The following is a 25,101-nucleotide window of genomic DNA, read 5'->3' as shown; positions in this document are numbered from 1 at the left end:
TCAGCTACCCGGCACCAGCGCCGAGACCCTGCGATAGAGCTTGTCGTCGGCCGGCCGGTAGAGCCGGGCCTCGGCCTTCTGCTGGACCGCCAGGATGGGCACAGGGACCTTCCGCACCCAGGTGTCGCCTGGCGCAATCGTCAGCGAGCGGATGACCGCGATCGGTTTCCCCTCGAGGGTGACTTCCAGGTCGTATTGCTGCGCCTGGGCTTCTGCGCTGCGTACGCCAATGACGAGTTGGCCCGGATCGCCCTTGGCCGGGGGCAGCATCCAGAATTCGGTGTAGTTGAACTGCCGCTCGACCGCCTGATCGTGGATCGCGAGCGCATAAGCTCCCGTCGTCACGAGCATCGCCAACGCGACCGCCGTGGCCTGCCGGCGCTGCATTCGCAGCGGACCCGGCCAGGCTCTCGGGATCGAGACGTTGCTGTCGCTGGGAGCGAGCAGCATCGCGGCTGTGGTCGCCGCCAGGTACCAGAATGCCCAGCCAACCGGCACGAGCAATCCGATGGCATCCAGCACAAAGCCTCCGGCGATGGTGACAGCGAGGCTCACGCCAATCGAACAGACGATGTGTTCCGTCAGCGACGCGGTCCTTACGCCGATCGCGCGCAACACCGCATGGCCGGAGATAAGGAGGACCATGGGCACGCCCAGGATGACCCGCAGCAGCATGCTGTCGCTGACCGCAACTGCAGCCACGATCGCTCCTGCCCATATGCAGGCGCCGAGCAGGTCCCGCTTGTCAGGGCTCGCCATGCAGTCCTCTCAAATCATAGATGATGAGATAGCCGTTGTCGAAAGTGCGGGTGACACCTTTGACGTCATTGAACTTCAGCAGCTCGTCGGCCGAGAGCTGCGTTCCCTGTTGCGGTTCCCATGGCTCGAAGTAGAAACCAAGGACTGGCGGCGCAGTGGTCAGACGGAGATCCGCCAGCAGGAAATCAAGGTCGCTCCTGGCGAGAGCGTAGAAATCGTCTGGTCCGAGTTTGTCACGCCTGAACACGCGAGCAGCGTAGATGGCCGGGTTGATCTTGGTTCTCACGTCCTGCCGGCCGTAGCTTGCAAGCAGCAGACGATTGACCCGATCGCTGGTGAAGCGATTGCCTGGCCCAAGCCATTCCTTGGCCCAGAGCGACGTCTCGATTCCCATGCGCTCGATTGACTGCGCATCCGATGCCACCTTGTAAGGTCCACGGATCGGTTCGAGTGAGCCCGCCGTGACCCCGCCCATGACGATGACCGAGATCGCTGCGGGCGGTACGATCCGGCGCCATCCGCGTGCCGCGCGGCCCTGCCAGAAATGGATGATACCGACTGCAACGACCAATCCGACGCCGATGAAGACGAACGTTCCCATCCGGTTGCCGATTTGCCACCCGTTCACGGTCAAGCGGAATGCAACCGAGATAGGAAAGCCGCAGGCCAGCAAGGTGAGCAGCACGACGCGGCTGTCGCGCCAGCGTCGTTTGAGGATGGCTTGAATCGGACGCCAGCCTGACCGCAGGTTGGCCGGTGCTGTCATGGCCAGCGATCGAAAGAAGCCCGTCGCCAGCCCGACAGAAATGAGCAGGATAGCGAGCAAGGTGGTCAGGCGCACCAAGACGGGCTGGGACGGCGGGCTGACGTGCTCTGATTGTGGGGTGCTGGTGCCTGTGATCTTCGCCAGCAGCGCCTTGAACCCGGTTTCGACCACGGGGCCGATGTAACCGGTGAAAGGATTGCCGTGCGCCAGCACCCATAGCAGCGGGATGACGACGGCAAGTACCGCGGTGGCGCCCATGGCGATCCTGGCCTGGACCCGGAGCGAGACGTCTCGCCGCGAGGCCTCCAAGGCCGCCAGCATGCCAAGGTAGAAGGCGACAAAGGCTGCCGTAAGGTGATGTGCGACCGCAAGGCTCGCCACGAGCAGTGCGATCAGAACGAGTGCGCTCAACCTTGATCGCCCGACGAGATCCTTCGATGCAGCCTCGACCGCGAGAATCAAGATGCACAGCACGAAGGCGATGCTCTCGTAGGAGAAGATCGACTCGAACACCACGAAGGTCGAGCAACCCATGTAGGTCAGGCAGGCGATGGCCGCGATGCGCGCAGACCCCGTAATCCTCTCGTAGAACAGAAACAGGGCGGTGATGAGGGTACCTTTCAGGACTGCCAACAGGAGGGTCGCAGTCGCAAATAGAGGCAAGCCGGTGAGATTCGTGATTGCCGTCGTCACGATCTCGAGTGCGGGATACGCCGAAGCGATCGGCAAGAGCGGATTGGACAGGAAGAGCCGGCGGGCGGTCGTCAGATCTTCAGCCGCGATCCAATGCAGGTATTCGTCATGGTGCGCGAAACCCGTCGGCGAATACATGGTCTTGTGGAAGAACAGGGCAACGGCAAGGAGAACCAGGAGGAAGAGACGCTCGCCCCGGGCCACACTCGGCCAAGCGATGCGAAGGCTGGTCGGAACGACCACAAGCAGGGTACCGGACCAGAACAGCAGCGGCGCCACGTCATTGCCGCGACGACCGGCTCCCTGTCCGGCCGCAACCAGCAGCAGGGCCACGGCGACGACCAGGCACAGCGCCGCAATCCAATTCGAGTTCGCGGAATCCGGCGCTGTCTCGGTGTCGCCACCGCGCAGGTCAGGGCCGATAATGCCAAGGATGGAATGCATCCAGGCTCGCGCCGGCGCGATCGCGGTTTCGGCGTTGAAATAGGCCCGTATCATCCGCCGCGTGCCCTCATGGCGGATCGCAAGCCCAGCGCGCCGTCGTGCGGGAAACTGACCGTCGACGGGTTGCCCGCCACGTCACGATAAACGTCACTCAGCGCCTCTGCGCAGGCGTCCCAATCCGGCAAGGCCAGATCGGGGATTTCTCGCTGTGCCTCGAGCTCTTCGGCCATCGCGCCAGCGATCTCATCCGGACCCGCGTCACGCGGAAGCGCGCGGCACAGGCCGTTGGTTGCGAGCTCCCGCAGTCCCGACGTGTCGCTGACAAGGACCGGCCGGCGCAGCGACAGCGCCTCCATCACGGCAACGGGATGAGCCTCGTAGTCGCTCAGCAGCACGAACAGGCCGGCGCTCGCCAGCAGGTCGGCCATTCTCTGCCGCTCGGAGCCCGGGATGCCCGCAATGGTGACCCGATCCTCAAGACTGAGCGCACTGACGAGACGGCGCAGTTCGCCCTCGTAAGGCCCCGTTCCGACGATGTGCAGGCGCGCATTCGGCATCCTGCGGCTCAAGCCCGGCATCGCCGCGATCAGGCGGTGATGGCCCTTGTAACGCTCCAGTCTGCCGCTCGAGACGATCAGGCACGGATCGACCTTGACGCCGGGGCTGGCGGCCGGCATCGCGGCGCCATTCGGGACCACCACAAATCGTTCCCGAGGGATGCCCATCTTCGTGCTGAAGAAGCTGGCCTCGAATTCGGAGACGCCGATCAGCCGTGCGGCTTTCGCCACCAGCGGGCGGAGCAGCGCGCGCTGTGTGCTGCGCACGGCATTCCGCAACCGCGAGGAATGCCCGCCGCTGTGGAAGGTCAGGACGAACGGGACGCCGGTGCGGACGGCCGCGAGCAGGCCGATCGGACTCACGAAAGTGTTGTAGCCTTGGAAGTGGATCAGGTCCCAGGATCCGCGCCGGATCGCGGAATAGACTTGTGGTGCAACATAGAGATCCAACTCCCTTGGCCAGGCCGGCACGCGCCGCACGCACATGCCGCGGACGTTCTCTTCAACCGGCAGCTTTCCCGAAGGATCGGTCGTGAGCACGTCGACCGAGTAGCCACGCGCCACAAGACGGGGACCCACCTCCTGGATGTGGGTTTCGATACCGCCGACGAACGGGTAGCAGCGGGCGGCAACCATCAGGATACGCATGCGGCTCACCCACCGTCATCGTGGACTTGCGTCCCGCTCGTACCGGCTATGGATAACCATAGGCGACGAGCGAAACCGGAGAACGCACCTTCTCGCGCAGGATCGTCTTGAGGACGCGCCAGCCGTCGGGAATGGCGCGCAGATTGCTCAAGCCGCTGATACGCGGAGCTTCGAAGCTCGCGACTTCGACGATGTTCAGCTCATTCTTCAGAGCCCGCACATTGATGAGGGTCTCGATCTCGAAGCCGTCGCAGTCGCAATTGAGGGTGGGGACGTGCTTGGTCCAGAATGCCATGTATCCGTAGCACAGGTCGGAGAACGAGCCGCCATAGAGCATGCGCACCATCATGGTGAGCCCCCAATTGCCCAGCATCCGGAACGTCGACATGTCGTCGGTCCCTGCGCCCTGGAGGAAGCGCGAGCCCTTGACCAGATCGGCGCCGGCGATCAGCGCGCCGACAAAGACGATCGCTTCCTCGGGGACCATCGAGCCGTCGGCGTCGATCATGACGATGATATCGCCGGTGGCGGCGCGGAATCCGGCCTGCAGCGCGGCGCCCTTGCCGCGGCGCGGCTCCATCACGACCTTCACGTCCTCGCGCAGGCCGCGCGCTACGGCGACCGTGTCGTCTGTCGAACGTCCGTCCACGATGATGACTTCATGCGCCCATGTCGGGATGCGCGGCAGCAGCCAGGGGAGGTTCTTGGCTTCATTGAGGGTCGGGACGACGAAGCTCACGCGCGGCATCATCAGCGGCCGTCCTAGCGCGAGATTGATCGCGTCTGGTGCTGGTACTTTGCTGATGTAGGACAGGCTATTGGCGACAGGAGCGTTCATGGCAACACCGTGCGATCAAAAGGCCGGACCTGGAGCGCAGGTCGCGCGCGTACAAGTATGCTTGACAAGTATTGTGCGAGAGCCCGAGCGGGGTGATAGGTCCCGTAGACGAACCGACACACCGGGCCGAAGCTGTTTGCCGCGGCGGGACCGATAAAATGCAGGCCCGGGACCGAGGTCTCGTAATGCGATGAAAGCTGCGGCGCCCCCTCGACCTGGCGGATGCGGCGCAGCAGCGTTTGGTTCAGAAAGCTCAGCCGGCTTAGGTCGGTCTTGTATCCGGTCGCGAAGATCACATGGTCGGTCTGCAGCGCAGGCCGGCCGGCGTTGACCACGTTGAGCTGCACCTTGCCGTTGCGGATCTCGATGCCTTGGATCGAGGTGCCGAGCCACATGGGCACCTTTCCGACGACGCGGTCCTTCACGAAGGCACCGCCCAGGGGCCCCAGCGCCTTGGGATTGGCGAGCTGGATGCGACGCTCCTCCGGCAGCAGCTGGATGAGCTGAGGATACTTCGCGCAGGCCGAGAGCGCCCAGCCCGGGCCGATACCGCTCAACGGCGCGACCACCCGCTCGATGGAAGAGCGATTGCGGGGCCGGTTGGCGAAACGCAGCTGCTGTGCGCGCGCAACGAGTGAAACCGAGATTCCGCGTTCGTGGAGCAGCGCGGCCAGGTCCGTCGCCGACGATCCGGATCCGACCACGATAACGTCCTTTCCGTCCAATGGGTCGAGCGGGCCATAGTCGCCGCTGTGCGAGCACAGCTCGGCAGGGAAATGCGCGACGTCCTGCGGCAGGCGCTTGAACGGATGCAGGCCGACTGCAACCACGACGCGCCGCGCGTTGACCGTCTCGCCGTCGTCAAAGCTGGCACGAAGGCCGTCGCCTGCGGCCTCCAACGCGGTGAGTGCCTTGCTCTCCACCGCCGGCACGTACCGCATACGGAAGGCTTCGGCGTACTCGATGAACCGCTCGAGCGTCAACGGTGTCAGCGCGTCATGATAGGGCAGGGCGCGTTCGGTGCAGAACGACTTCACGGTGAATTCCGACGCGGGATCGGAGAGACACGTTGCCCAGGGATAGGATTTCAGCAGCATGCCGCGGGGCATGTTGTGCTTCCAGGGGCCCATCGGCTCACCGAAGATCCGGTGCTCCACACCGCGTGCGCGCAAATGCGCGGCAAGCGACAAGCCGTAGGGGCCGGCTCCTATGACGGCCACATCCACGGATGTGCTCGATCGGCCCATATGCGCACCTCCCGCACGTGAACAAAAATCAAGACGCAACTAAAAAGAGATCGGGAGATAAACACGCTAAACTCTCTCCGGGCGGCCCTCTTCCAGCTAGCCTGAGACGAGGAGGATTGCTGATGCCGCTTCGCAGTGGAAGCGCGATAGATGATTAGCTCTTTGTAGTTATTCGTCTTGTGCCTTCGCGGAAATGTCTCCGCATCACCGACGCAGCCCTGCAATGATTTCCGTCTAGCCGAAACCGGCCGATACCGAAGACCAGGCGGGTTGCCGTTCGACAGAGGCTGAAACCGCAGCCGAGAACGGCTCATAGGTGGCCGTGACCTCTCGCAATTGCCCGACGCGACCGAACACGTCGATCACCTCAAGGCCGGACCCGCGGTTGTAGGTGTGGCAGCCGAAGCCTGTGGCTCGAATGACACCGACCGGGGCTTGGGCGAATTCCGAAGGCCCGAGCGCATCGATCCGGCAGAGCGTTACCGCATCGCCGTAACCGCGCGAGCAATTCTGGACCGGGCGCAGGATCTGCCCGCGGTGCTCGATGAAGGCGCCTGCAGGACGACTGAGCGAGGCGTCGATCAGGATGGGGTTTGCGGCATGGGGGACCCAGGCCCCGGTCAGGCTTTCCGCGCGGTAGATGTCGAGGATGTCCCATGACGAGGATCGCCACCGTCTGGGGCTGACGAAGAACCACGGCTGGCCGTCGCGAAACAATGGCGTGCAGTCGTAGGCCTCGACGCGGTCGATCAGGCACGCTTCCCGGGCCCAACGGTAGGGGAATTCGATTGCACGATAGAGGCTGACATTTCTCGCCGCCCCGGATTCCGGGATCATCCAGATCTGTCCGTCATGTTCGAACACAAAGGGATAGGAGAGATGGTGCGCTTCCTCCAGGACGATCCGCGGCTCGCCCGCAGTGCCGTCGCGGTTTGCCGTGACGACGGCAATGCATCCGCGCTTTTTCCTGTAGGAGTACTGCTCGACAAAGATGAACGTCTGCCCTCGATGGTTGAACGGAAACGGGTCGGCCAGATAGTTGTCGGCATCCGCAGCGAGCATCTTGAAGACGGCTTTGCCCCTGTCGAGCAGGCTTTTCCCTTCGTCGAGGCGCCAGCCGACGCCCCACATCCGGCCGCCTTTCGCAATGATATTCAGGAGACGGGCGGCCTTCGATGCGATCGTGCCACTGGCCCATTTGAGGGCCGCAGGGCCGCCGTGAAGCCCGCTTGTCCGTGGACGGGCGGCCTCGGATGCAACTGACCGCTTGTCCCCGCGCACGGCCTTGAGGATCAAGAGGACGGCGCATGAGAGGGTGCCATCAAGGGTCACCGCGAGCACGTCGCGGTCTGCGCTGGCGGGGCGGGCGACCCACGGGCTCCAGGGGCACGTTGTATCGTGCAGTTCGACAAGCAGATCCTCGCCGTTCGCCAGCGCAACCATCGCTCCGATTTCGCCGGGGCTTCCGTTGAAATGTGGTGTGAGCACGCGCCGTGCATTGGTGACTGGTTTCTCGCCGCTGAGATTGATGACAACATCCGGCGTGGTGGACGAGGGCGCCAGTGCCCGGAGCGCGGCCGGGATGGAATCGGTGGCGCCATCTCCGCGAACGCCGTAGACCAGCCGCTCGAGTTCGAGCAGCAAGCGGCAAATCGGCGGCATCGGGTGGCGATCGGACCCGAACGTGCAGGAGACGTCGTTGCCGGGCACTTCGGCAAGCGCCTCCGCCAGCCATAGATGCCAGCGCAGCAGCCGCGACGGATCAAGATGCAGGCAAACGCGCATTCACGCCCCGTTCAGTTCGTTGCCCGCCGTGACCGCGGGGCTTTGCGGGAAGGCAGCGCCGATCGATCCGTCGGCACGTGGCCACGCCATGGCGATCGGCCGCAAAACTATGCCCAAACAGCGCCCGGATGTGTGATGTCAGGCGGGGTAATCCCTCGGGGAGGTTGCGCCTGGCCGGTCAGGAAGGTCATTTGGGCGCATGAATGTGGGCTGGCAGCCGTCAAGACATGGATCGATTTCCGCGTATCGGTGCTCACCGAGCGCCGAACTCGTTGGGCCGTGGGACGAGTTGATTGCGCGCGTCGATGGCAATGCATTCATGCATCCTGCGGCGTTGCTTGCCGCCGCCGATACCGGATTTGCCGACATCCACGTCCTGATCGCGTGGGACGAGGGGGTGAACCCTCGCTGTCCGGTTGGCTTTTGGGCCCTCTGCGAAAGGCGCAATTTGCCTGCGACGCCCGCATTCCTGGAAGCCATCCCCATTTACGCGTCCACCTCCAATGCTGTGATCGACCGTGCCCGTGCCGACGAAGTGATGGCCGCGTTTTTTGACGTGATCAGGCACGATATCCTCCTGCCCAAAATCATCCGGTTGCGGTCTTTCGAAGCCGATCCGGTTGTCTATCCGGCGATGCTGCGCCAGCTCGAGGGCGTGGGTCAGCACCGGGAGCTTGTTCGCGTCGAACGCCCGTTCGCCGATCGGTGCTCAGGGATCAAGAAATCGGGTGCGACCCGCAAGAAGCTGCGCCAGGACTGGAATCGGCTGTCTGCGACAGGACAGGTGGAGATCGTGAACGGCCGGACGGCCCCCGAAGCGGAAGCGGCGTTCGAGGTCTTTCTCGCGCTCGAGGCGGCGAGCTGGAAAGGCAAGCAAGGTACCGCGCTGTTGTGCGACGCCGGCGATGCACAGTTTGCCCGCCGGCTGATCCAAAACCTCGCTGCACACAACCTCGCCTCGGTCGCCTTGTTGTGCGTCGATGGCGTTGCGATCACCGGGCAAGTTCTGATCTACAGCGGTCGCAAAGCCTATACGTGGAAGACCGCATTTGATGCGTCCTATGCGCGCTTTTCCCCGGGGGCGCTGCTGATCAGCAAGATCACGGAGGCCCTGCTTGAATCCGGTCAGGTCGCCGCGATCGACTCATGTGCGTCGGCGGATGGGATCATGGCGCAGCTGTGGACTGGCCGACGCACCATGGTCGATGCACTGATCGATGTTCACATGTGCAGCTCACCGGCGTTCGCGATGGAGGTGGTGCGGCATATCGACTGCCTGCAATTCGGCAGCGTAGGTAGCCGAATGTGGCATGCAATCCAGCAATCCGGCTAACTCGCGCGCAACGCGTCATGGCCTCCGAACCCTTCGGAGCGTGGCACCGAAGGGAGTAACCCTTCGGGGAGGTTGCGCTCCGACGCGCGCGATAGTCACGTGGAGGGCATGATTGTTGGATGGAAATGGGTGAAAGACAGGCTACGCGACACCGGACTGCGCGTACTGGTGTTTGCCTTGCTGTCCGCCCCCACGATCGTCAGCGCGGCCGACGGTCAAGCAGCAGACAATCCACCGTCAACGCCGTTCATCAAGACTGAGGGAACGCGCTTCACGGCCAACGGGAAGCCGTTCTACGTGACCGGCGTGAACAACCACTACCTCACCTTCGGTTCGCAGAACGAAGTCACTCGCGTTCTCGACGACGCGGTGGCGATGGGCGCCAATGTGGTCCGCACCTTCCTCCAGCCCGTCATCGGATCGCTTGATGGCAGCATGGCGACGATCTGGCAGTGGCAGATGAAGGCCGACGCCAGCGATCTCGGCGTCAAGGGGACCTATCTGATCTATTGGGACGATCGCGAGGGCGGGATGGCCTTCAACGATGGTGCCAACGGAATGCAGAAGGTCGATTTCCTGATCGCCGAAGCCAGCAAGCGACATCTGAGACTGATCATCGCCTTCCTCGACTTCTGGGATTATACCGGCGGTGCTCAGCAGATGCGGGCCTGGTATGGCAGCCAGGACAAGTCCGGGTTCTTCTTTCGCGACCGACGCACGCGGCGCGACTACATGAGCTGGGTTCGCCACGTCGTGCAGCGCGTCAACCCCATCACCGGGACCGCCTACCGCGACGATCCGGTCATCATGGCTTGGGAGTTGATGAACGAAGGCAATGCCAGCCCGGATAGCCTGCGGCTCGCCTGGACCGCCGAGATGTCGGCCTACGTCAAGTTCCTCGATCCCAATCATCTCGTCAGTTCGGGAAACGCTGGCAATGCCGCCGTTGCCGACAAGCTGTCTGATCTGACGGTCGCCACCCTGGATTACGGGACCTGGCATGGTTACCCGCTCTACTACAATCTGACGGTCCAGCAATTCGGCGACACCGTCACCGAGTTCTGCCAGATCGCGGTGCGCGCCAACAAGCCCGTCCTGCTCGAGGAGTTCGGCTACGCCCGCTCCAACGCGGATTCCGCTTCAGCCTACACCATGTGGCTCGACAAGCTCGAGCGCGATCCCAATTGTGCCGGCTGGCTGGTCTGGCGCCTCGTGTCACGTCAGGACAGCGGGCGTTTTCCCGTCGACGAGCATGACCAGTTCGACATCCGCAATGACGGAGGCGCGATCTGGAACGTTTTCAAGGCGGCGGCAGCGCGGGCGGCGCAGTCCCGGCAAACCAGCCGGGCTTCGGACAGTGGGCGGGCAGTGCAATGACCGATGCATCCGTGGTGATCTGCGCGCACACGCTCGACCGCTGGGGCGAATTGCAACGGGCAGTCGCCTCGGTCCGCGCCCAGACGCGCGCACCTCGGGAAATCATCCTGGTGATCGACAACAACGAAGCCCTGCGCGCGCGTGCCGCGCGGGAGATCGGCGGCGTCACCGTTCTCGCCAATGCCGGACAACCCGGTCTGTCCGGTGGACGCATGACAGGGGCCGGGCACGCAACGACGCCGGTCATCGTTTTCCTGGATGACGATGCCGCTGCCGACCCGTGCTGGCTCGAGGATCTGCTGGAGGCCTATCAGGATCCAGCGGTGCTGGGGGCGGGGGGACCGGTGCTGCCACTGTGGCAAGCACCGCCGCCTTCCTGGTTTCCTGCCGAGTTCGGCTGGGTCATCGGCTGCACCTATGCCGGCATGGACGTGCAGGACGGGCACATCCGCAATCCGATCGGCGCCAACATGTCGGTGCGTGCCGACGTGTTGCGCAGCGCCGGCGGCTTCACGTCGGACCTTGGACGCCGCAAGTCCGGATTTTCGGTCAGCGGCCGCGCGAGGTTCGGCGGCAAGGCCGAGAGCTGCGAAGAGACCGAATTGTGCATCCGGGCCGCGCGCCTCTACCCCGGCGGTTACTTCGCCTATCGCGAGCGTGCGCGGGTGCACCATGTGGTGCCGGCGCAGCGCACCACGTGGAGGTACTTCGTCCACCGCTGCCTGATCGAGGGCACCGCCAAGGCGGTGCTCAGGAATATCGCGGGGTCCGGCGACGGGCTCAAGAGCGAGCAGCGCTACGTGCGCGAAGTGCTGCCGCGCGCCGTGGCGAGCGAACTCATGGCGGCGATGCGCGGCAAATTCGGCTCGGCGCGGCGGGCCGGGGCGATCATGGCTGGCCTTGGCCTTACCGCGTTTGCCTACACCACGACACGGCTCGGCGGGATGGCTGACGCCTTGTCACAGCAATTGTCGTCGCGCGCCGAAGTCCGGAGATCCTAGCTCGAGGACGGCATTTGCATGGAGAGCCTGTTCGACCGACACGGTGACTGACATGATCTTGTTGACTGGAGGCGCCGGCTATATCGGGACGCACGTCTGCATCGCGCTGCTGGACGCGGGCTTCGATGTCGTGGTGATGGATAATCTCTGCAACAGCAACCGCGCCTCACTCGAGCGCGTCGAAGCGATATGCGGACGACCGCTTGTGTTTTGCTGCGACGACATCCGGAACGAAGACGCGATCTACCATGTCCTTCGCACCTATGGCGTGACCGCGGTCATCCATCTTGCGGGCCTGAAGGCCGTTGGCGATTCCAACGTTCACCCGATGACCTACTACGACAACAACGTCGTGGGAACGATGCGGCTGGTGTCGGCAATGAAACGGGCTGACGTCAAGACGCTGGTCTTCAGCTCGTCCGCCACCGTCTACGGCGCGCCGGCCTACTTGCCGCTCGACGAACGGCATCCGCTGGCGCCGACCAACCCCTACGGCCGCACCAAGCTCTTCATCGAAGAGATGCTCAAGGACCTGCATCGCTCCGAGGACGATTGGCGCATCGGCATCCTGCGCTATTTCAATCCGGCCGGTGCGCATGAAAGCGGCCTGATCGGCGAAGACCCGATCGGCGTTCCGAACAATCTGGTGCCGCTGGTTGCGCAAGTCGCGATCGGCAAGCGCGCGAAGCTCAGGATCTGGGGCGACGACTACGACACGCCTGACGGCACCGGCATCCGCGATTTCATTCATGTCGTCGACCTTGCAGCCGGTCATCTCAGTGTGTTGCGCCACCTCGAGCAGCCCGGCGTATTCACGGTCAACCTGGGGACGGGAAGCGGCAGCAGTGTTCTTGAGGTCGTTCGCGCCTTCGAGGCCGCGAGCGGCAGACCCATTCCGTATGAGATCGCCGAACGCCGGACCGGCGATGTCGCGATCTGCTGTGCCGATCCGACATTTGCGCAGCGGACGCTGGATTGGAAATCAGCCCGGTCACTGGCGCAGATGTGCGCCGATCATTGGCACTGGCAGTTGATGAATCCTGACGGATATCGTCACGTCTAGCTTCGCGAGCGGCCGGACCCGCGGCCGCCCGGCGCGACTCGGGGCCGCGGCCACGATGTCGATGATCTCGTCGCGCGCGCGGTCGAGAAAAAAATCCCAATCGAACTAAGGCCTCAGCGCCAAAATATCGTGTGAATAAGGCGAGCTACGACCGCAAACGCCTGTGTGAAAGCTCATTCGAAGCCATTTTTCGCCATACTTGATTATTAACCAATCGCCCAGCAGTCGAAGGGGCGTACCTCAAAATCGCTACTGCATTGGAATGTGCTCGCGGCCATTGCGCGCGGCGAGCATGTGGTATGTCGCGCGGTTCGCGGCAGTGGAATTCTTCGTTCAATCTTTGGAAGGAACATGGAATGGCCTTGGCCGCGCCAGCAGGATTCACGTCGAGCAATCTCGTCTTCGAGGAGAGCTTCTCCGGGACGACACTGGACAATTATTGGCACAACTACATCACGAGCAACGCCGCCAATGGCTGGGCGTGGAATAGCAACGGATCGGGGGGTAGCGGGCCGGGCGGCCCGTACGATGCCGACTATGACATGCCGAGCCAGGTGACCGTGACCAATGGTCTCCTCAATCTCACGGCGATCCAGCAGCAGGTCAGCGGCATCAATCAGGGCAGCGCACAAACGTTTCCGATCACGTCCGGTGCCGTCAGCAGCTATGGCAATTTCGAATTCGATGGCGGCTACCTTCAGATCAGCATGAAGGCACCGAGCGGCGACGGTGCATGGCCGGGACTCTGGTTGATGCCCGGCGCAGGCTCGAGCGCCGGCGACAATTTCGAGATCGATATCCAGGAGGGGGGATATACCGGCAACGGGCCGGCCAACCAGGCCTTCACCTGGCATCTTCACACGCCCTCAGGGACGGTTGGCGGCACGGTCGACACCGGCATCGACCTCACGGCCGGCTTCCATACCTACGGCATCAACTGGGTGCCCGGCCAATCGCTCACCTGGTATCTCGACGGCAAGCAGATTGCGACCGTGACCAGCGCGCAGGTCCCGATTCCGAACGAGCCGATGCAGCTGATCATGAGCAATCAGGTCGCGAACTCAAACGCGGCCGGATGGCACACGGCACTCGATAGCTCGACCCCCTCGTCGATGCAGATGCAGATCGCCGAGGTCCAACTATATCAAGCCGCCGGCAGCGGCGACACGGTCACCGGCGCGAACGTCACTCCTACGACTCCACCGACTCAGCCGACCACGCCGTCGGTCGTGCCGACGGTCACTCAGGTTGCGGCGTCACCGGGGACGGGCGTCGAACATATCGGCGATGCCGTGACATTGACGCTCGGGTTCAATGAGGCCGTGAACGTCGCCGGCACGCCGACGCTGAAGCTCAACGACGGCAGCACCGCCACCTATGTCGGCGGTTCGGGGACCAGCACGCTCACCTTCCAAACGACCGTTGCGTCGACCAACACGGCGACGTCGGCCCTTGCCGTCACCGGGGTCACCCTTGCGGGCGGCGCGAGCATCAGTGACGCAAGCGGCGTTGCCGCAAATCTTGCCGGCGCGGCGAAGACCTTCGCGGGTCTCCAGATCGATCCGACGAACCCCACGCCACCGACCCAGCCGACCACACCACCGGTCCTGCCGGTGGTGAGCCAGGTTACCGCTTCGCCGGGGACGGGGACCGAGCATTTGGGCGCCACCGTTACATTGACGCTCGGCTTCAACGAAGTGGTGAACGTCGTCGGCACGCCGACGCTGTCGCTCAATGACGGAAACACCGCCACCTATGTTGGCGGTTCGGGAACCGGCACGCTCACTTTCCAAACGAAGGTCGCGTCGACCGATACCGCGACGTCGGCACTCGCGATCACCGGGGTCAACCTTCCGGGCGGCGCGAGCATCAGCGATGCCAGCGGCGCCGCCGCCAATCTTGCCGGCGCGGTGAAGACCTTCGCGGGTCTCCAGATCGATCCGACGAACCCCGTGCCACCCACCCAGCCGACCACGCCACCGGTCCTTCCGGTGGTGAGCCAGGTTACCGCTTCGCCGGGGACCGGGACCGAGCATTTGGGCGCCACCGTTACATTGTCGCTCGGCTTCAACGAAGTGGTGAACGTCGTCGGCACGCCGACGCTGTCGCTCAATGACGGAAACACCGCCACCTATGTTGGCGGCTCAGGAACCGGCACGCTCACCTTCCAAACGAAGGTCGCGTCGACCGATACCGCGACGTCGGCACTCGCGATCACCGGGGTCAACCTTCCGGGCGGCGCGAGCATCAGCGATGCCAGCGGCGCCGCCGCCAATCTTGCCGGCGCCGTGAAGAGCTTTGCCGGTCTCCAGATCGATCCGACCAGTGGCGCGGCATCAAATCCGACGCCGCCAGTCGCGCCGGTGCTCGCGATCGCGGATACTTCGCTGACGGTGAACGGTAGGGGCGGGACAGTCGACCTGGGCGTCAGCGTGACGACCGCCGATCCCAATGACGCCGTGAGCGTGAATATCACCGGGCTGCCGAGATACGAGTCCATCACGGACAACCTCGACGGCCGCACCTACCGGGGGAGCAACATCACGCTGACCGCTGCGCAGGTCGACAGCGGCTTGACGTTGCAGTCGTACTATCGGGGGGGCGGCCATCCGGTCTCCACGCTCACGTTCACGGCGAGCGGAAAAGACCCCACAACGGGCTCCGTCACGACGTCGACCTCGCAGAGCATCACGGTGACGGATCCTCGGCCGGCGACGACCACGCACACGGCATCGGCGGCGGATCGGAGTTTCGCGCTGCTGAACCAATACCTGGCGGGCCACAACGGCACCGGCGGGCAGGTTGTTGCGACCAATGCGCAGGGAGGGCGCTGGGGCGAAGAGGCGTGTCTGACCAGGCCGCAGCATTGATGCGGCTGTTCGCCCGGCTTGCCGCGCCGCCGATCTGCGGCGCGGCTTCGAGCTCCGAGCTCGATCGCTGGGTAACGAGGCTGCCTCGTTCTTTGTGAATGCATGAAAGGGAATTAGTCGAAGCCGGTCGCGTGACCGCAGAACGATTGAGTTGATTGATGGCGATCCAGAATGGAAATGCCGATGCCGCAGAGCTCGGGCTCAGAGCCCTGGCCTTGTTCCTGCGACTTCATGGTGTGAATGCCGATTCCGACAAGATCCGCGATCTTTGCGGGAGCAGGGCGACCAGCATCCGCGGAATGCTTCGCTGCGCCGGCGAGTTCGGCCTCAAGGCGGGCTCGTGGACGACGGATTGGACCCAGCTTGCGAAGATCCGGCTGCCCGGAATCGCTGCCTTGCAGGATGGCGGATTTTTGCTGCTCGGAAAGGTCGATGGCAACGAAGCGCTGGTGCTGCATCCCGCTTCGTCGCAACCGAAGCGCCTCACGCGCGCCGAGTTCGAGGCGATCTGGGACGGTCGCCTGATCTCGACCGAGTCGCGGCACGTCGCGCGCCGGGCGCTTCATCTCTTCACCGGTTTGGGCGTCCGCGGGCGCAATGCGGTGCAGCATCTGCGCGAAGGGTTGGCGAGGTACGCCAGCAAGCTTTCGCTGCGGGCGCGTCGGTCCGAACGACGCGAAGCCGCCGCTGCGACGACCACGATCGAACAGGGCGACGGCGATGAATCCGGCGCAATGGCGCTTGCGGTCTTGCTGCGTTGTCACGGGATCGCGGCCGATCCGGATCAGATTCGACACCGGGTTGGCACCGACCGCCTTGGCGTGACTGACATCATACGCTGCGCCAGGAATTTCGGGCTGAAGGCCCGGATGCAACGAACGGACTGGAACCGGCTTGCGGTAACGCCGCTCCCGGGGATCGCCGTGTTGCGCGACGGCGGCTTCCTGATTCTCGGCAAGATCGTCGACGACAAGCTGCTTGTTCAGCGCCCGTTGGTTCCCCAGCCCGAGATGATGGGGCAAGCCGAGCTCGAGGCCATCTGGGGCGGCGACATCATTCTGATGACGCGTCGTGCTGCCCTGACCGATACCTCCCGGCGCTTCGACATCAGCTGGTTCGTCGGGGCCGTCCACAAGTATCGGCGCCTGCTCAGCGAGGTGCTGGTCGCTTCCTTCTTCCTTCAGATATTTGCGCTGGTATCGCCGCTGTTCTTCCAGGTGGTGATCGACAAGGTGCTGGTGCACCGCGGCATGAGCACACTCGACGTGCTGGTCACCGGCCTTGTCGTACTGACCGTGCTGGAGACCGTTCTCGGCACGCTGCGTGTGCATCTGTTCGCGCATACGACCAACCGCATCGACGTCGAGCTTGGCGCGCGGCTGTTCCATCACTTGATGGCGTTGCCGATCGCCTATTTCCAGACGCGCCGCGTCGGCGATTCAGTCGCGCGGGTTCGCGAGCTCGAGAATATCCGTCAGTTCCTGACCAGCTCCGCGCTCACGCTGGTGATCGACCTGGTGTTCACCTTCGTGTTCGTGGCGGTGATGTTCTACTACGCGCCGTCGCTGACGTTCATCGTGCTCGCGTCATTTCCGTTCTATATCGGTATCTCAGCCTGTGCTGCGCCGCTGTTCCGTCGACGTCTCGACGAGAAATTCGATCGCGGCTCGGAGAACCAGGCGTTCCTGGTCGAGAGCGTCGCCGGCGTGGAAACGCTGAAGGCGATGGCGGTCGAGCCGCAAATGCAACGCCGTTGGGAGGAGCAACTCGCCGCCTATGTGGCTGCGAGCTTCCGCGTGTTGAGCCTGAACAACACGGCGAGCCAGTCGGTCCAGATGATCAACAAGCTGGTGGCCGCCGCAACCCTCTACTTCGGCGCTCGCCTCGTGGTCGACGGCGCGTTGACGGTCGGCGAGCTCGTCGCATTCAACATGCTGGCGACGCGCGTGAGCATGCCGGTGCTTCGGCTTGCCCAGCTCTGGCAGGATTTCCATCAGGCCCGCCTGTCGATCGATCGTCTCGGCGACATCCTCAACACCATTCCCGAGCCAGGCTCCGGTCCCGGCCGGGCCGCGCTGCCGGAGATCCGCGGTCACGTCACATTCGAGCATGCGACGTTCCGCTATCGTATCGACGGTCCCGAAGTGCTGCATGACGTATCGTTCAGCGTCGATCCCGGCCAGGTGGTCGGCATCGTGGGCTCCTCCGGCTCGGGCAAGAGCACCATCACGAAGCTGATCCAGCGTCTCTACGTGCCGGAAAGCGGACGTGTGCTGGTCGATGGCGTCGATCTTGCGATGGTCGATCTGGCCTGGCTGCGGCGTCAGATCGGCGTCGTGTTGCAGGAGAACGTGCTCTTCAACCGCTCGATTCGCGACAATATCGCGCTCGCCGATCCGGCGATGCCGATCGAGCGCATCATCGCGGCGGCTTCGCTCGCCGGCGCTCACGACTTCATCCTGGAGCTGCCCGAGGGGTATGACACCGTGGTTGGAGAGCGCGGCAGCAGTCTTTCCGGCGGACAGCGCCAGCGGATCGCGATTGCCCGCGCGCTTGTCACCGATCCGCGCATCCTGATTTTCGACGAGGCCACCAGCGCCCTCGACTACGAAAGCGAGCGTGCGATCCAGCAGAACATGAAGCGGATTTCCGCCGGCCGCACGGTCTTCGTGATCGCGCATCGACTCTCCACCGTACGTCACGCAAACCGCATCATCTCGGTCGAGCATGGCCGCATCGTCGAGGACGGCAACCATGATGAGTTGATCCGCTCGAATGGACGGTACGCGAGGCTGCACCAACTGCAGGCAGGGCTCCATGACGCTCGCTAGCCGAAACATCATCCCGTTTCCGAAGGCGGAGGTTCGCCGCCGCCAGCACGAGATCGCGTTTCTTCCCGCGGCCCTCGAAATCACCGAATCGCCGCCGTCACCGATCGGCCGCGCGATCGGGGCGAGCATCATCGCTGCATTCTGCCTCGCGCTGGTCTGGTCGTGGTTTGGTCACGTCGATATCGTCGCGACGGCGAGCGGCAAGATCGTGCCTGGTGGGCGCACCAAGCTGATCCAGCCGTTCGAGATGGGCGTCGTGCGCGCCATCCATGTCCGCGACGGCCAGAGCGTCAAGGCCGGCGAGGTCCTGATCGAGCTGGACCCCACGATGACCGGAGCCGACCAGGAGCGCTACCGGAGCGATCTGCTGGCTGCGGAGCTCGAAGTGGCGCGGCTTCGGGCCGCGCTCGCGAGCGATCCGCTCGCGGCATTCCAGCCGCCGCAGGGCGCAACTGCGGCCGATATCGAGCTGCATCGCCAGTTTCTGATCAGCCAGCGCGCGGAGCAGCAAGCCAAGCTTTCCGAGATCGAACGCCAGCAAGGCCAGAAGGAGGCGGAACGGTCGACCATTGCGGTCAATGTCGCGAAGATCCAGGCCACCATACCCGTGCTCACGGAACGGGTCGAAATCCGGAAGACTCTCCTCGACAAGGCGCTCGGCTCGAAGGTCACCTATCTGTCGGAGTATCAGGACCTGGTTGGCCTCCAGCAGGATCTCATCGTGCAGCAGAGCCGGCTGCGCGAAGCCGACGCCGCCATGGCCTTGCTGAAGGAAACGCGGGACAGGGCGGATGCTGAATATCGACGGTCCACCTATGACGCGCTCGCAAAGGCGGAGCAGAAGGCCAAGAGTGCCGCGCAGGAGGTGGTGAAGGCCGAGCAGCGGACCAAGTTTCAGCAGTTGACCGCGCCGGTCGATGGCGTCGTGCAGCAACTTGCCGTTCATACGGTGGGGGGCGTGGTTTCGCCTGCGCAGGCATTGGCGGTCGTGGTCCCGAGCGATAGCCACCTCGAGATCGAAGCCATGCTCTCCAATCGCGATATCGGATTTGTTCATCCGGGACAGCGGGCAGCGATCAAGGTCGATACGTTCAATTTCACGCGCTACGGGCTGCTCGATGGCGAGGTTCTCAGCGTATCGTCGGACGCCATTACCCGCGACAAACCCCAGGGCGCGCCGAATGACCGGACGCCGGGAGGCGGGCAGGGCAGCAGCGAGCCCAGAGGGCAGGAGCTGGAATACGCTGCGCGCGTTTCTCTCGACCGCACGCAGATGCAGGTGGAGGACAAGCTGGTCAAGCTCGGTCCCGGCATGGCGGTGACGGTCGAAATCAAGACAGGCAGGCGCAGGATCATCAGCTATTTGCTCTCGCCGCTCGCCAGTCACCAGCAGGAAGCGTTGCGGGAACGGTAGATCGCGTCGCCTTGGCTACGCTCCCACTTCACCTCTCCCCGTTGGGGAGAGGTCGATTTGCGAAGCAAATCGGGTAAGGGATGCAGCTCCAACGAGGGACCGTAAACCCTCACTCCGCCGCCGATCCAGTTCAACCTGGTCTCACCACGCTCCAGGGAAGGCGGCTGCCCGCATCCACCATCGCGCGTCGCATGCGTCTATCCGGCACGGCTCAACATCCCGCCGGGATTACCCGGCAGGATGTCAGAGAACACGGCGTCGGCTATTTCCGAAGCCGGATCCCCCCGTCGATCTTTGAGCTCATGCCCGTGCGGGCGTGGCCGTTGGTGAGGGGCACCTCAAAATAGTTCGTCCCGTGGTCGATCGTGCAGAGGGGCGACTGCCGGCCCGCTCTCGCGAGCTTGGGTAGCTCTCGCTTCGGCGGCAGGGGCCGCTCGGCGTCGGGTGGCTGATGCGCAGAGCCATTGGTTTTCGGCCAGGCCGCAGGGCGATGATTGAGGCCCCAGATCGCTGCCTGCGTTCTGTTCTGAACCCGAATCTTGCGTAGGATCGCCTTGATGTGAACCTTCACCGTGGCTTCGGCAATATTGATCTTGCGGGCAATACACTTGTTGGAATCGCCCTCGATCAGACACTGCAGGATCGAGATCTCCCGCGGCGAAAGCTGCCGCGTGAGCCTGTCATCCGCCTCTGCGGCGGCGGGATCGTCATCGGTGGGTGTTGCAACATCGTCCGTGTCGTGTTCTTCCGCGTCGAGCGTGGACGTCAGGAACGCCGGCGGGAACACCGTCCCACCCATCATGACAAGTTCGATGGACTTGATGAACGCATCGCAGTTCATCACGTCGATGAAGTATCCGGTGGCTCCGGCCCGGAGTGCGGCAGCCAGGTCGCTCACACGATATTGATCTGCGACGACGGCCACGCGTCCATCGGCGTGACGACGCTTGAAGGACTCGATCTGCTCGATCGTCGGGCGAAAATCATCGCCGGTGTGAACGATGAGGAGCAGCAATGCCGAAGTGGTTGAGGTCTTCTGGGGCGCATCGTCGCCGAGCAAATCATCGGCATCGGATATCGAAGTCAGGACTTGAAAACTCTCCGAGTCCAGAATTCTAGCAAGACCTTCCTTACGAAGACTGCTTTCACCAACAAGCACAATAGCGAAGGAATATCGTCGTCTCATGGAAACTCTCCCGGACGCTACAATGAAACAATGGGCGGGTCGGTTGAATCCGGCGCATTTTGTTGAGCCACCCAGCTAAAAAAAGAAGGCGTATAAAAAAGCTTTCTCAGATTTGGCCGATCGAACTAACCAAGCCTGAGGTCGAAAGGCTTCGAGCCCACTCATAAATATTTAGGAATGTTAGATGCTAATCCCCAATATCCCTATATACCGTTGGTTATAGACATTGCTTCGGATGGTGCGCGTCATGAGAAGCGGGCGAGGTCACGGGTGCGAGCCGGGACGCCTGTTGATTGACGCTCGCTTGGGGTGAGTCGGAGCGGCGCTGCGATCACCCGTTGCTGGAAATGCGCCTGTCGGCACGCCCAGGCAGTAAATTCACGGGGTGTCCGCGACAACAAATCCTTACGAAAAGCTTCATATTGGAGTAGTTTATTATTCAATTGGGCGCCGAGCTGAACTGGAGGGACTGAGGGTTGGTCTTAAATGCATTTCAGTCGTGTGGTGATTGCTAGCAGATATCCTGTAGTTTTATTGGGTCTCAACTGCCTGCTCGAAGCAGAACGTGATTTCAAGGTTGTTGCTCGCTGCAATGATGGTCCGAGCTGTTTCGAGGCAATACGGCGTCTTGCGCCCGATATAGCCATTTTGGACATGTCGACGCCTGACATTTTTGAGCAGGCAATGCTCGACATCGAAAATGGCGAGACATCTGCCGTGCGCCTCGTCTTTCTGGCTACCTCCGTTGAGGATCGCGATCTTGCGATGCTGGCGGCAGCGGGGGCCTACGGCGTCATGCTCCATGACGATGAGCCTGAGACCCTCATGCAAACTTTGCGGCAGGTCGCGGACGGCCAGAAGATGCTGCCGCCGCCCCCGGGGGAGGAGGCCATCTCCTGCTCGCAAACCGTGATGCCGGAGAAATATCTCGCGATGCTGACGGAGCGCGAGCGTCAGATCATGAACCTGGTGTCGGAAGGCCTGTCGAACAAGGAGATCGGCCGCCGTCTGAAAGTGGCCGACGGGACCATCAAGGTTCACCTGCATCACATCTTCCGCAAGCTCGAGATCAGCAACCGGACCGTTCTGGCGACGCTCGCGGTCTCGTATGCCGGGCCGGGCGGGACGTAGCGATCGCACGTCGCTGTAGCTGAAGCGTGCGCCGCGAGGTCATTGCTCGCGCGCAAACCGGTGATGCATCGGTGGCGATGGCTTTCGATCGCCGACGATGTCGGCTGCTTGCACAATCCCACAGACGTCGCGAGCTGAACCCAATCGGGGCAGCCGTGCGCCTGCGTCGTGCGGATCTCACATCTTCCTACGCAGGGATCGAAGGCGTCTAGCGCGCCGAAATGGACTGCGCGCTCGCTCGCCGCGGAAAAGCCGCGCCGGCTGGGGCGCGGGCCTTCGTTGGCGGCCTCGGGCGTCCCGTCGCTTCGACGATTGACAGACAATTATTACATGTATAAAAATATGCAAATTCATATAATATGAGATGCCCGAATGGACGCGCATCCGCTCAAGCTCAGAGTGCAGTCGGTCGTTGCGGAGACGCCAGTCATTCGCAGCGTTGTGTTCGGTGTGGAGGGCGGCGCTGTGCCGGAATGGCAAGCGGGCGCGCATATTCGCGTGTTGCTGCCGGGCGGGGGCGACCGGCCGTATTCGCTGATGGCGCTGCCGGACCTGCCCGAAGGCACGGTTGCGCTGGGGGTGCTGCGCGAGCAGGCGTCGACCGGCGGTTCGCAGTTCATGCATGGCCTTCAGGTCGGCGACATCGTCCGGGCGAGCACGCCGGTCAACAACTTCAGTCTTCACGAGGGCGCCGCGCCGGCGTTGCTGTTTGCCGGCGGCATCGGCGTCACGCCGATCCTGTCGATGGCGGCCGTCCTGAACGCGCAGGGAATTCCGTATCGCCTGCACTATGCCGGGCGAATGCCGGGGCTGCTGGCGTTCCTGCCGCAGCTGCAGACAATCTGTTCCGAGAGTTTGGCGGTTCATTACGACAGCGATGAATCCCGCCTCGATATCGCGGCAGTGCTTGGCGATGCGCCGGCAGGCGCCCACGTCTATGTCTGTGGGCCTGCCGGCATGATCGACGCGGTGAAGGCGGGGACGCTCGCCAAGGGCATCCCGGCAGACCGCATCCATTTCGAGCTGTTCAAGGCGGAGCAGCCTACTTCGCCGAACAAGCCGTTCGAGGTCGAGCTCAAGTCGACGGGACAGGTCATCACGGTTGCGACCGATCAGAGCATCATCCAGGCGCTGGAAGCGGCGGGGCTCGACGTGCTGTACGACTGTCAACGCGGCGACTGCGGCATCTGCCAGTGCGGCGTGATCGCAGGCGTGCCCGACCATCGTGACGTCATTCTCAGCGATGAGGAGAAGGCGTCCAACAAGGTCATGCAGATTTGTGTGTCGCGTGCGAAGTCCGAGCGGCTGGTATTGGATCTCTGAGCGGAGGCAAGAGGCGCCATGGCGAAATACGGAAAGAATCCCCGCGCGATCGGCGGGCTGGTGCGCGACGCCGAGGTGCATCGCGACGTCTATGTCGATCCCGAGATCTTCGATCTCGAGATGGAGCATCTGTTTCCCAACAGCTGGATCTATGTCGGACATGCCAGCCAGCTGGCGAAGCCCGGCGATTTCATCACCGCAAATATCGGCCGGCAGCCGGTGGTGGCGAGCCGCCATACCGACGGCTCGATCCACCTGTTCTACAACCGCTGTCCGCACAAGGGCGTCAAGATCGCTTCTGAACCGTGCGGCAACACCGGAAAATTCTTCCGCTGTCCCTACCATGCCTGGTCGTTCAAGACCGACGGCACGCTGCTGGCGATCCCGCTGAAGAAGGGCTACGAGGGCACCGGATTCACCGACACAAAGGCGAACGACGGGCTGTCGCGGATCAGGAACGTCGTCGTCTACCGCGATTTCATTTTCGCGCGCCTGAGCGAAACCGGCGTCGGCTTCGAAGATTATTTCGGCGAAAGCCTCTCGACGATCGACAACATGGTCGACCGCTCGCCGGAGGGGAAGCTCGCCGTCGTGGCCACGCCGATCCGCTATATGCACACCTGCAATTGGAAGATGCTGGTCGAGAACCAGACCGACACTTGTCATCCGATGGTGGCGCATGAGAGCTCGGCCGGCACCGCCATCAAGGTCTGGCAGCGCGAGCAGGGCGACTCCAAGGAAACGCCGATGGCAGTGCAGCTCTATGGGCCGTTCATGAGCCCGTACGAGTTCTACGAGCAGAGCGGCATCCGGATCTGGCCCAACGGCCACGGCCATACCGGCGTCGCCAATTCCATCCATTCGAACTATTCTGATATCGAGGGCTATCTCGGCCAGATGGTCGCCGCCTATGGCGAGAAGCGGGCGCACGAGATCCTCGGCGAGGTCCGGCACAACACGGTCTATTTCCCGAACATCATGGTCAAGGGCGCGGTGCAGATCCTGCGCAACTTCATCCCGATCGCGGTGGACCGGACGCTGGTGGAGAGCTGGGTCTATCGTCTGGTCGGCGCGCCCGACAAGCTCTACGAGCGGGCGCTGATGTACAACCGCTTCATCAACGCGCCGACCTCGATCGTCGGGCACGACGATCTCGAAATGTACGAGCGGGCGCAGGAAGGGTTGAAAACCAACGGCAACCAATGGGTCAATCTGCGCCGGCTCTATGAGAGCGGCGAGGAGGCGGATGTCACCGCGGTCATCAACGGCACGTCGGAGCGCCAGATGCGGAACCAGTTTCATGCCTGGGCCAAATTCATGACCCTGGACATGGTCGAGCCGGTCGAGGCCGCGGAATGATCAGCGAGAAAACCATCACCGATTTCGTCTATCGCGAGGCCGACCTGCTCGACACGATGCAGTGGCAGGCCTGGCTCGACCTGTTTCACCCGGAGGGACGCTACTGGATGCCGCTGGAATGGCAGCAGCAGGATCCGGTGCTGCAGCCGTCGCTGATGTACGAAGACCTGCTGCTGATGAAAGTGCGTATCGAGCGACTGGCCGGCGAACGCACCTTCAGCCAGAAGCCGAAGAGCCGCTGCCATCATTTGCTGCAGGCGCCGCAGATCGTCGCCTGCGATCCGGCAGCCGGCATCTTCAAGGCGCGGACATCTTTTCTCTACACCGAGACGCGCGGCGACATGCTGGAGCGTTTCTCGGGATGGGCGTCGCACGATCTCGTTCAGGTCGGCGACGGCCTCAAGATCAAGCTCAAGCGCATCGATCTCGTGAATTTCGACGCGCCGTTCGGCAATATTCAGCTTTTCATGTGAGTG

General features: G+C 63.1%; 18 protein-coding genes. 11 read left to right on the top strand and 7 right to left on the bottom strand.

Annotated elements, in window-relative coordinates; genetic code table 11:
* From QDT69_RS00170 to QDT69_RS00145, 6 genes are all read right to left on the bottom strand, one after another.
* Window positions 1-759 (bottom strand): hypothetical protein, encoded by a 759-nt coding sequence (locus tag QDT69_RS00170; protein WP_279704658.1) that lies wholly within the window; start codon window positions 757-759, stop codon window positions 1-3.
* Window positions 746-2,716 carry a hypothetical protein gene (locus QDT69_RS00165; protein ID WP_279704657.1) on the bottom strand — a complete coding sequence of 657 codons (1,971 nt, stop codon included), beginning with the start codon at window positions 2,714-2,716 and terminating at the stop codon, window positions 746-748. The genes QDT69_RS00170 and QDT69_RS00165 overlap by 14 nt, the downstream gene beginning before the upstream one ends.
* Window positions 2,713-3,867: a glycosyltransferase family 4 protein gene (locus QDT69_RS00160; protein WP_279704656.1), complete on the bottom strand. Its 1,155-nt coding sequence runs from the start codon at window positions 3,865-3,867 to the stop codon at window positions 2,713-2,715. The genes QDT69_RS00165 and QDT69_RS00160 overlap by 4 nt, the downstream gene beginning before the upstream one ends.
* Before the next feature lie 46 nt (window positions 3,868-3,913).
* Window positions 3,914-4,705, bottom strand: coding sequence for a glycosyltransferase family 2 protein (locus QDT69_RS00155; RefSeq protein ID WP_279704655.1), 792 nt, complete (start codon window positions 4,703-4,705; stop codon window positions 3,914-3,916).
* Complete coding sequence (locus QDT69_RS00150) at window positions 4,702-5,931, bottom strand: NAD(P)-binding domain-containing protein (RefSeq protein ID WP_279704654.1); 1,230 nt, start codon at window positions 5,929-5,931, stop codon at window positions 4,702-4,704. The genes QDT69_RS00155 and QDT69_RS00150 overlap by 4 nt, the downstream gene beginning before the upstream one ends.
* A gap of 255 nt (window positions 5,932-6,186) precedes the next feature.
* On the bottom strand, window positions 6,187-7,737 hold the full coding sequence (locus QDT69_RS00145; protein ID WP_279704653.1) for a hypothetical protein: 1,551 nt from the start codon (window positions 7,735-7,737) through the stop codon (window positions 6,187-6,189).
* Between the two features lie 199 nt (window positions 7,738-7,936).
* Between QDT69_RS00145 and QDT69_RS00140 the strand changes: the two genes are divergently transcribed.
* The 7 genes from QDT69_RS00140 (at window position 7,937) to QDT69_RS00110 (ending at window position 19,626) form a co-directional block, all read left to right on the top strand.
* Window positions 7,937-9,070, top strand: a complete 1,134-nt coding sequence (locus tag QDT69_RS00140; RefSeq protein WP_279704652.1) for a GNAT family N-acetyltransferase — start codon at window positions 7,937-7,939, stop codon at window positions 9,068-9,070.
* A gap of 72 nt (window positions 9,071-9,142) precedes the next feature.
* On the top strand, window positions 9,143-10,447 hold the full coding sequence (locus QDT69_RS00135; RefSeq protein WP_279704651.1) for a cellulase family glycosylhydrolase: 1,305 nt from the start codon (window positions 9,143-9,145) through the stop codon (window positions 10,445-10,447).
* Window positions 10,444-11,448 (top strand): glycosyltransferase family 2 protein, encoded by a 1,005-nt coding sequence (locus QDT69_RS00130; RefSeq protein WP_279704650.1) that lies wholly within the window; start codon window positions 10,444-10,446, stop codon window positions 11,446-11,448. The genes QDT69_RS00135 and QDT69_RS00130 overlap by 4 nt, the downstream gene beginning before the upstream one ends.
* A gap of 52 nt (window positions 11,449-11,500) precedes the next feature.
* Window positions 11,501-12,511, top strand: a complete 1,011-nt coding sequence (gene galE / locus QDT69_RS00125) for a UDP-glucose 4-epimerase GalE (RefSeq protein WP_279704649.1) — start codon at window positions 11,501-11,503, stop codon at window positions 12,509-12,511.
* A gap of 356 nt (window positions 12,512-12,867) precedes the next feature.
* Window positions 12,868-15,381 (top strand): glycoside hydrolase family 16 protein, encoded by a 2,514-nt coding sequence (locus QDT69_RS00120; protein WP_279704648.1) that lies wholly within the window; start codon window positions 12,868-12,870, stop codon window positions 15,379-15,381.
* Window positions 15,382-15,539: 158 nt separating this feature from the next.
* Entirely contained in the window at window positions 15,540-18,212 is a 2,673-nt protein-coding gene (locus tag QDT69_RS00115; protein WP_279704647.1) for a type I secretion system permease/ATPase, read from the top strand.
* The gene (locus tag QDT69_RS00110; RefSeq protein ID WP_279704646.1) at window positions 18,199-19,626 is read left to right on the top strand and encodes an HlyD family type I secretion periplasmic adaptor subunit; all 1,428 of its coding nucleotides are present in this window, start codon (window positions 18,199-18,201) and stop codon (window positions 19,624-19,626) included. The genes QDT69_RS00115 and QDT69_RS00110 overlap by 14 nt, the downstream gene beginning before the upstream one ends.
* A 262-nt stretch (window positions 19,627-19,888) precedes the next feature.
* Here the strand turns inward: QDT69_RS00110 and QDT69_RS00105 are convergent, their stop codons facing one another.
* Window positions 19,889-20,812, bottom strand: coding sequence for a response regulator transcription factor (locus QDT69_RS00105; RefSeq protein ID WP_279704645.1), 924 nt, complete (start codon window positions 20,810-20,812; stop codon window positions 19,889-19,891).
* Between the two features lie 486 nt (window positions 20,813-21,298).
* Here QDT69_RS00105 and QDT69_RS00100 point away from each other — a divergent pair, with 486 nt between their 5' ends.
* From QDT69_RS00100 to QDT69_RS00085, 4 genes are all read left to right on the top strand, one after another.
* Window positions 21,299-21,943, top strand: a complete 645-nt coding sequence (locus QDT69_RS00100; RefSeq protein WP_279704644.1) for a response regulator transcription factor — start codon at window positions 21,299-21,301, stop codon at window positions 21,941-21,943.
* A gap of 372 nt (window positions 21,944-22,315) precedes the next feature.
* A complete protein-coding gene (locus QDT69_RS00095) occupies window positions 22,316-23,266 on the top strand; it encodes a PDR/VanB family oxidoreductase (RefSeq protein WP_279704643.1) in 951 nt (316 codons plus the stop codon).
* Window positions 23,267-23,284: 18 nt separating this feature from the next.
* Window positions 23,285-24,625 (top strand): Rieske 2Fe-2S domain-containing protein, encoded by a 1,341-nt coding sequence (locus QDT69_RS00090; protein ID WP_279704642.1) that lies wholly within the window; start codon window positions 23,285-23,287, stop codon window positions 24,623-24,625.
* Window positions 24,622-25,098: an aromatic-ring-hydroxylating dioxygenase subunit beta gene (locus tag QDT69_RS00085; protein WP_279704641.1), complete on the top strand. Its 477-nt coding sequence runs from the start codon at window positions 24,622-24,624 to the stop codon at window positions 25,096-25,098. Before QDT69_RS00090 ends, QDT69_RS00085 begins: the two co-directional genes overlap by 4 nt.
* Window positions 25,099-25,101: the final 3 nt, after the last annotated feature.

This window comes from Bradyrhizobium sp. CER78 (assembly GCF_029846235.1).
Lineage (GTDB): Bacteria > Pseudomonadota > Alphaproteobacteria > Rhizobiales > Xanthobacteraceae > Bradyrhizobium.
The sequence above is the reverse complement of the archived record's forward strand: the minus strand, read 5'-3'. Positions and strand labels throughout refer to the sequence as shown.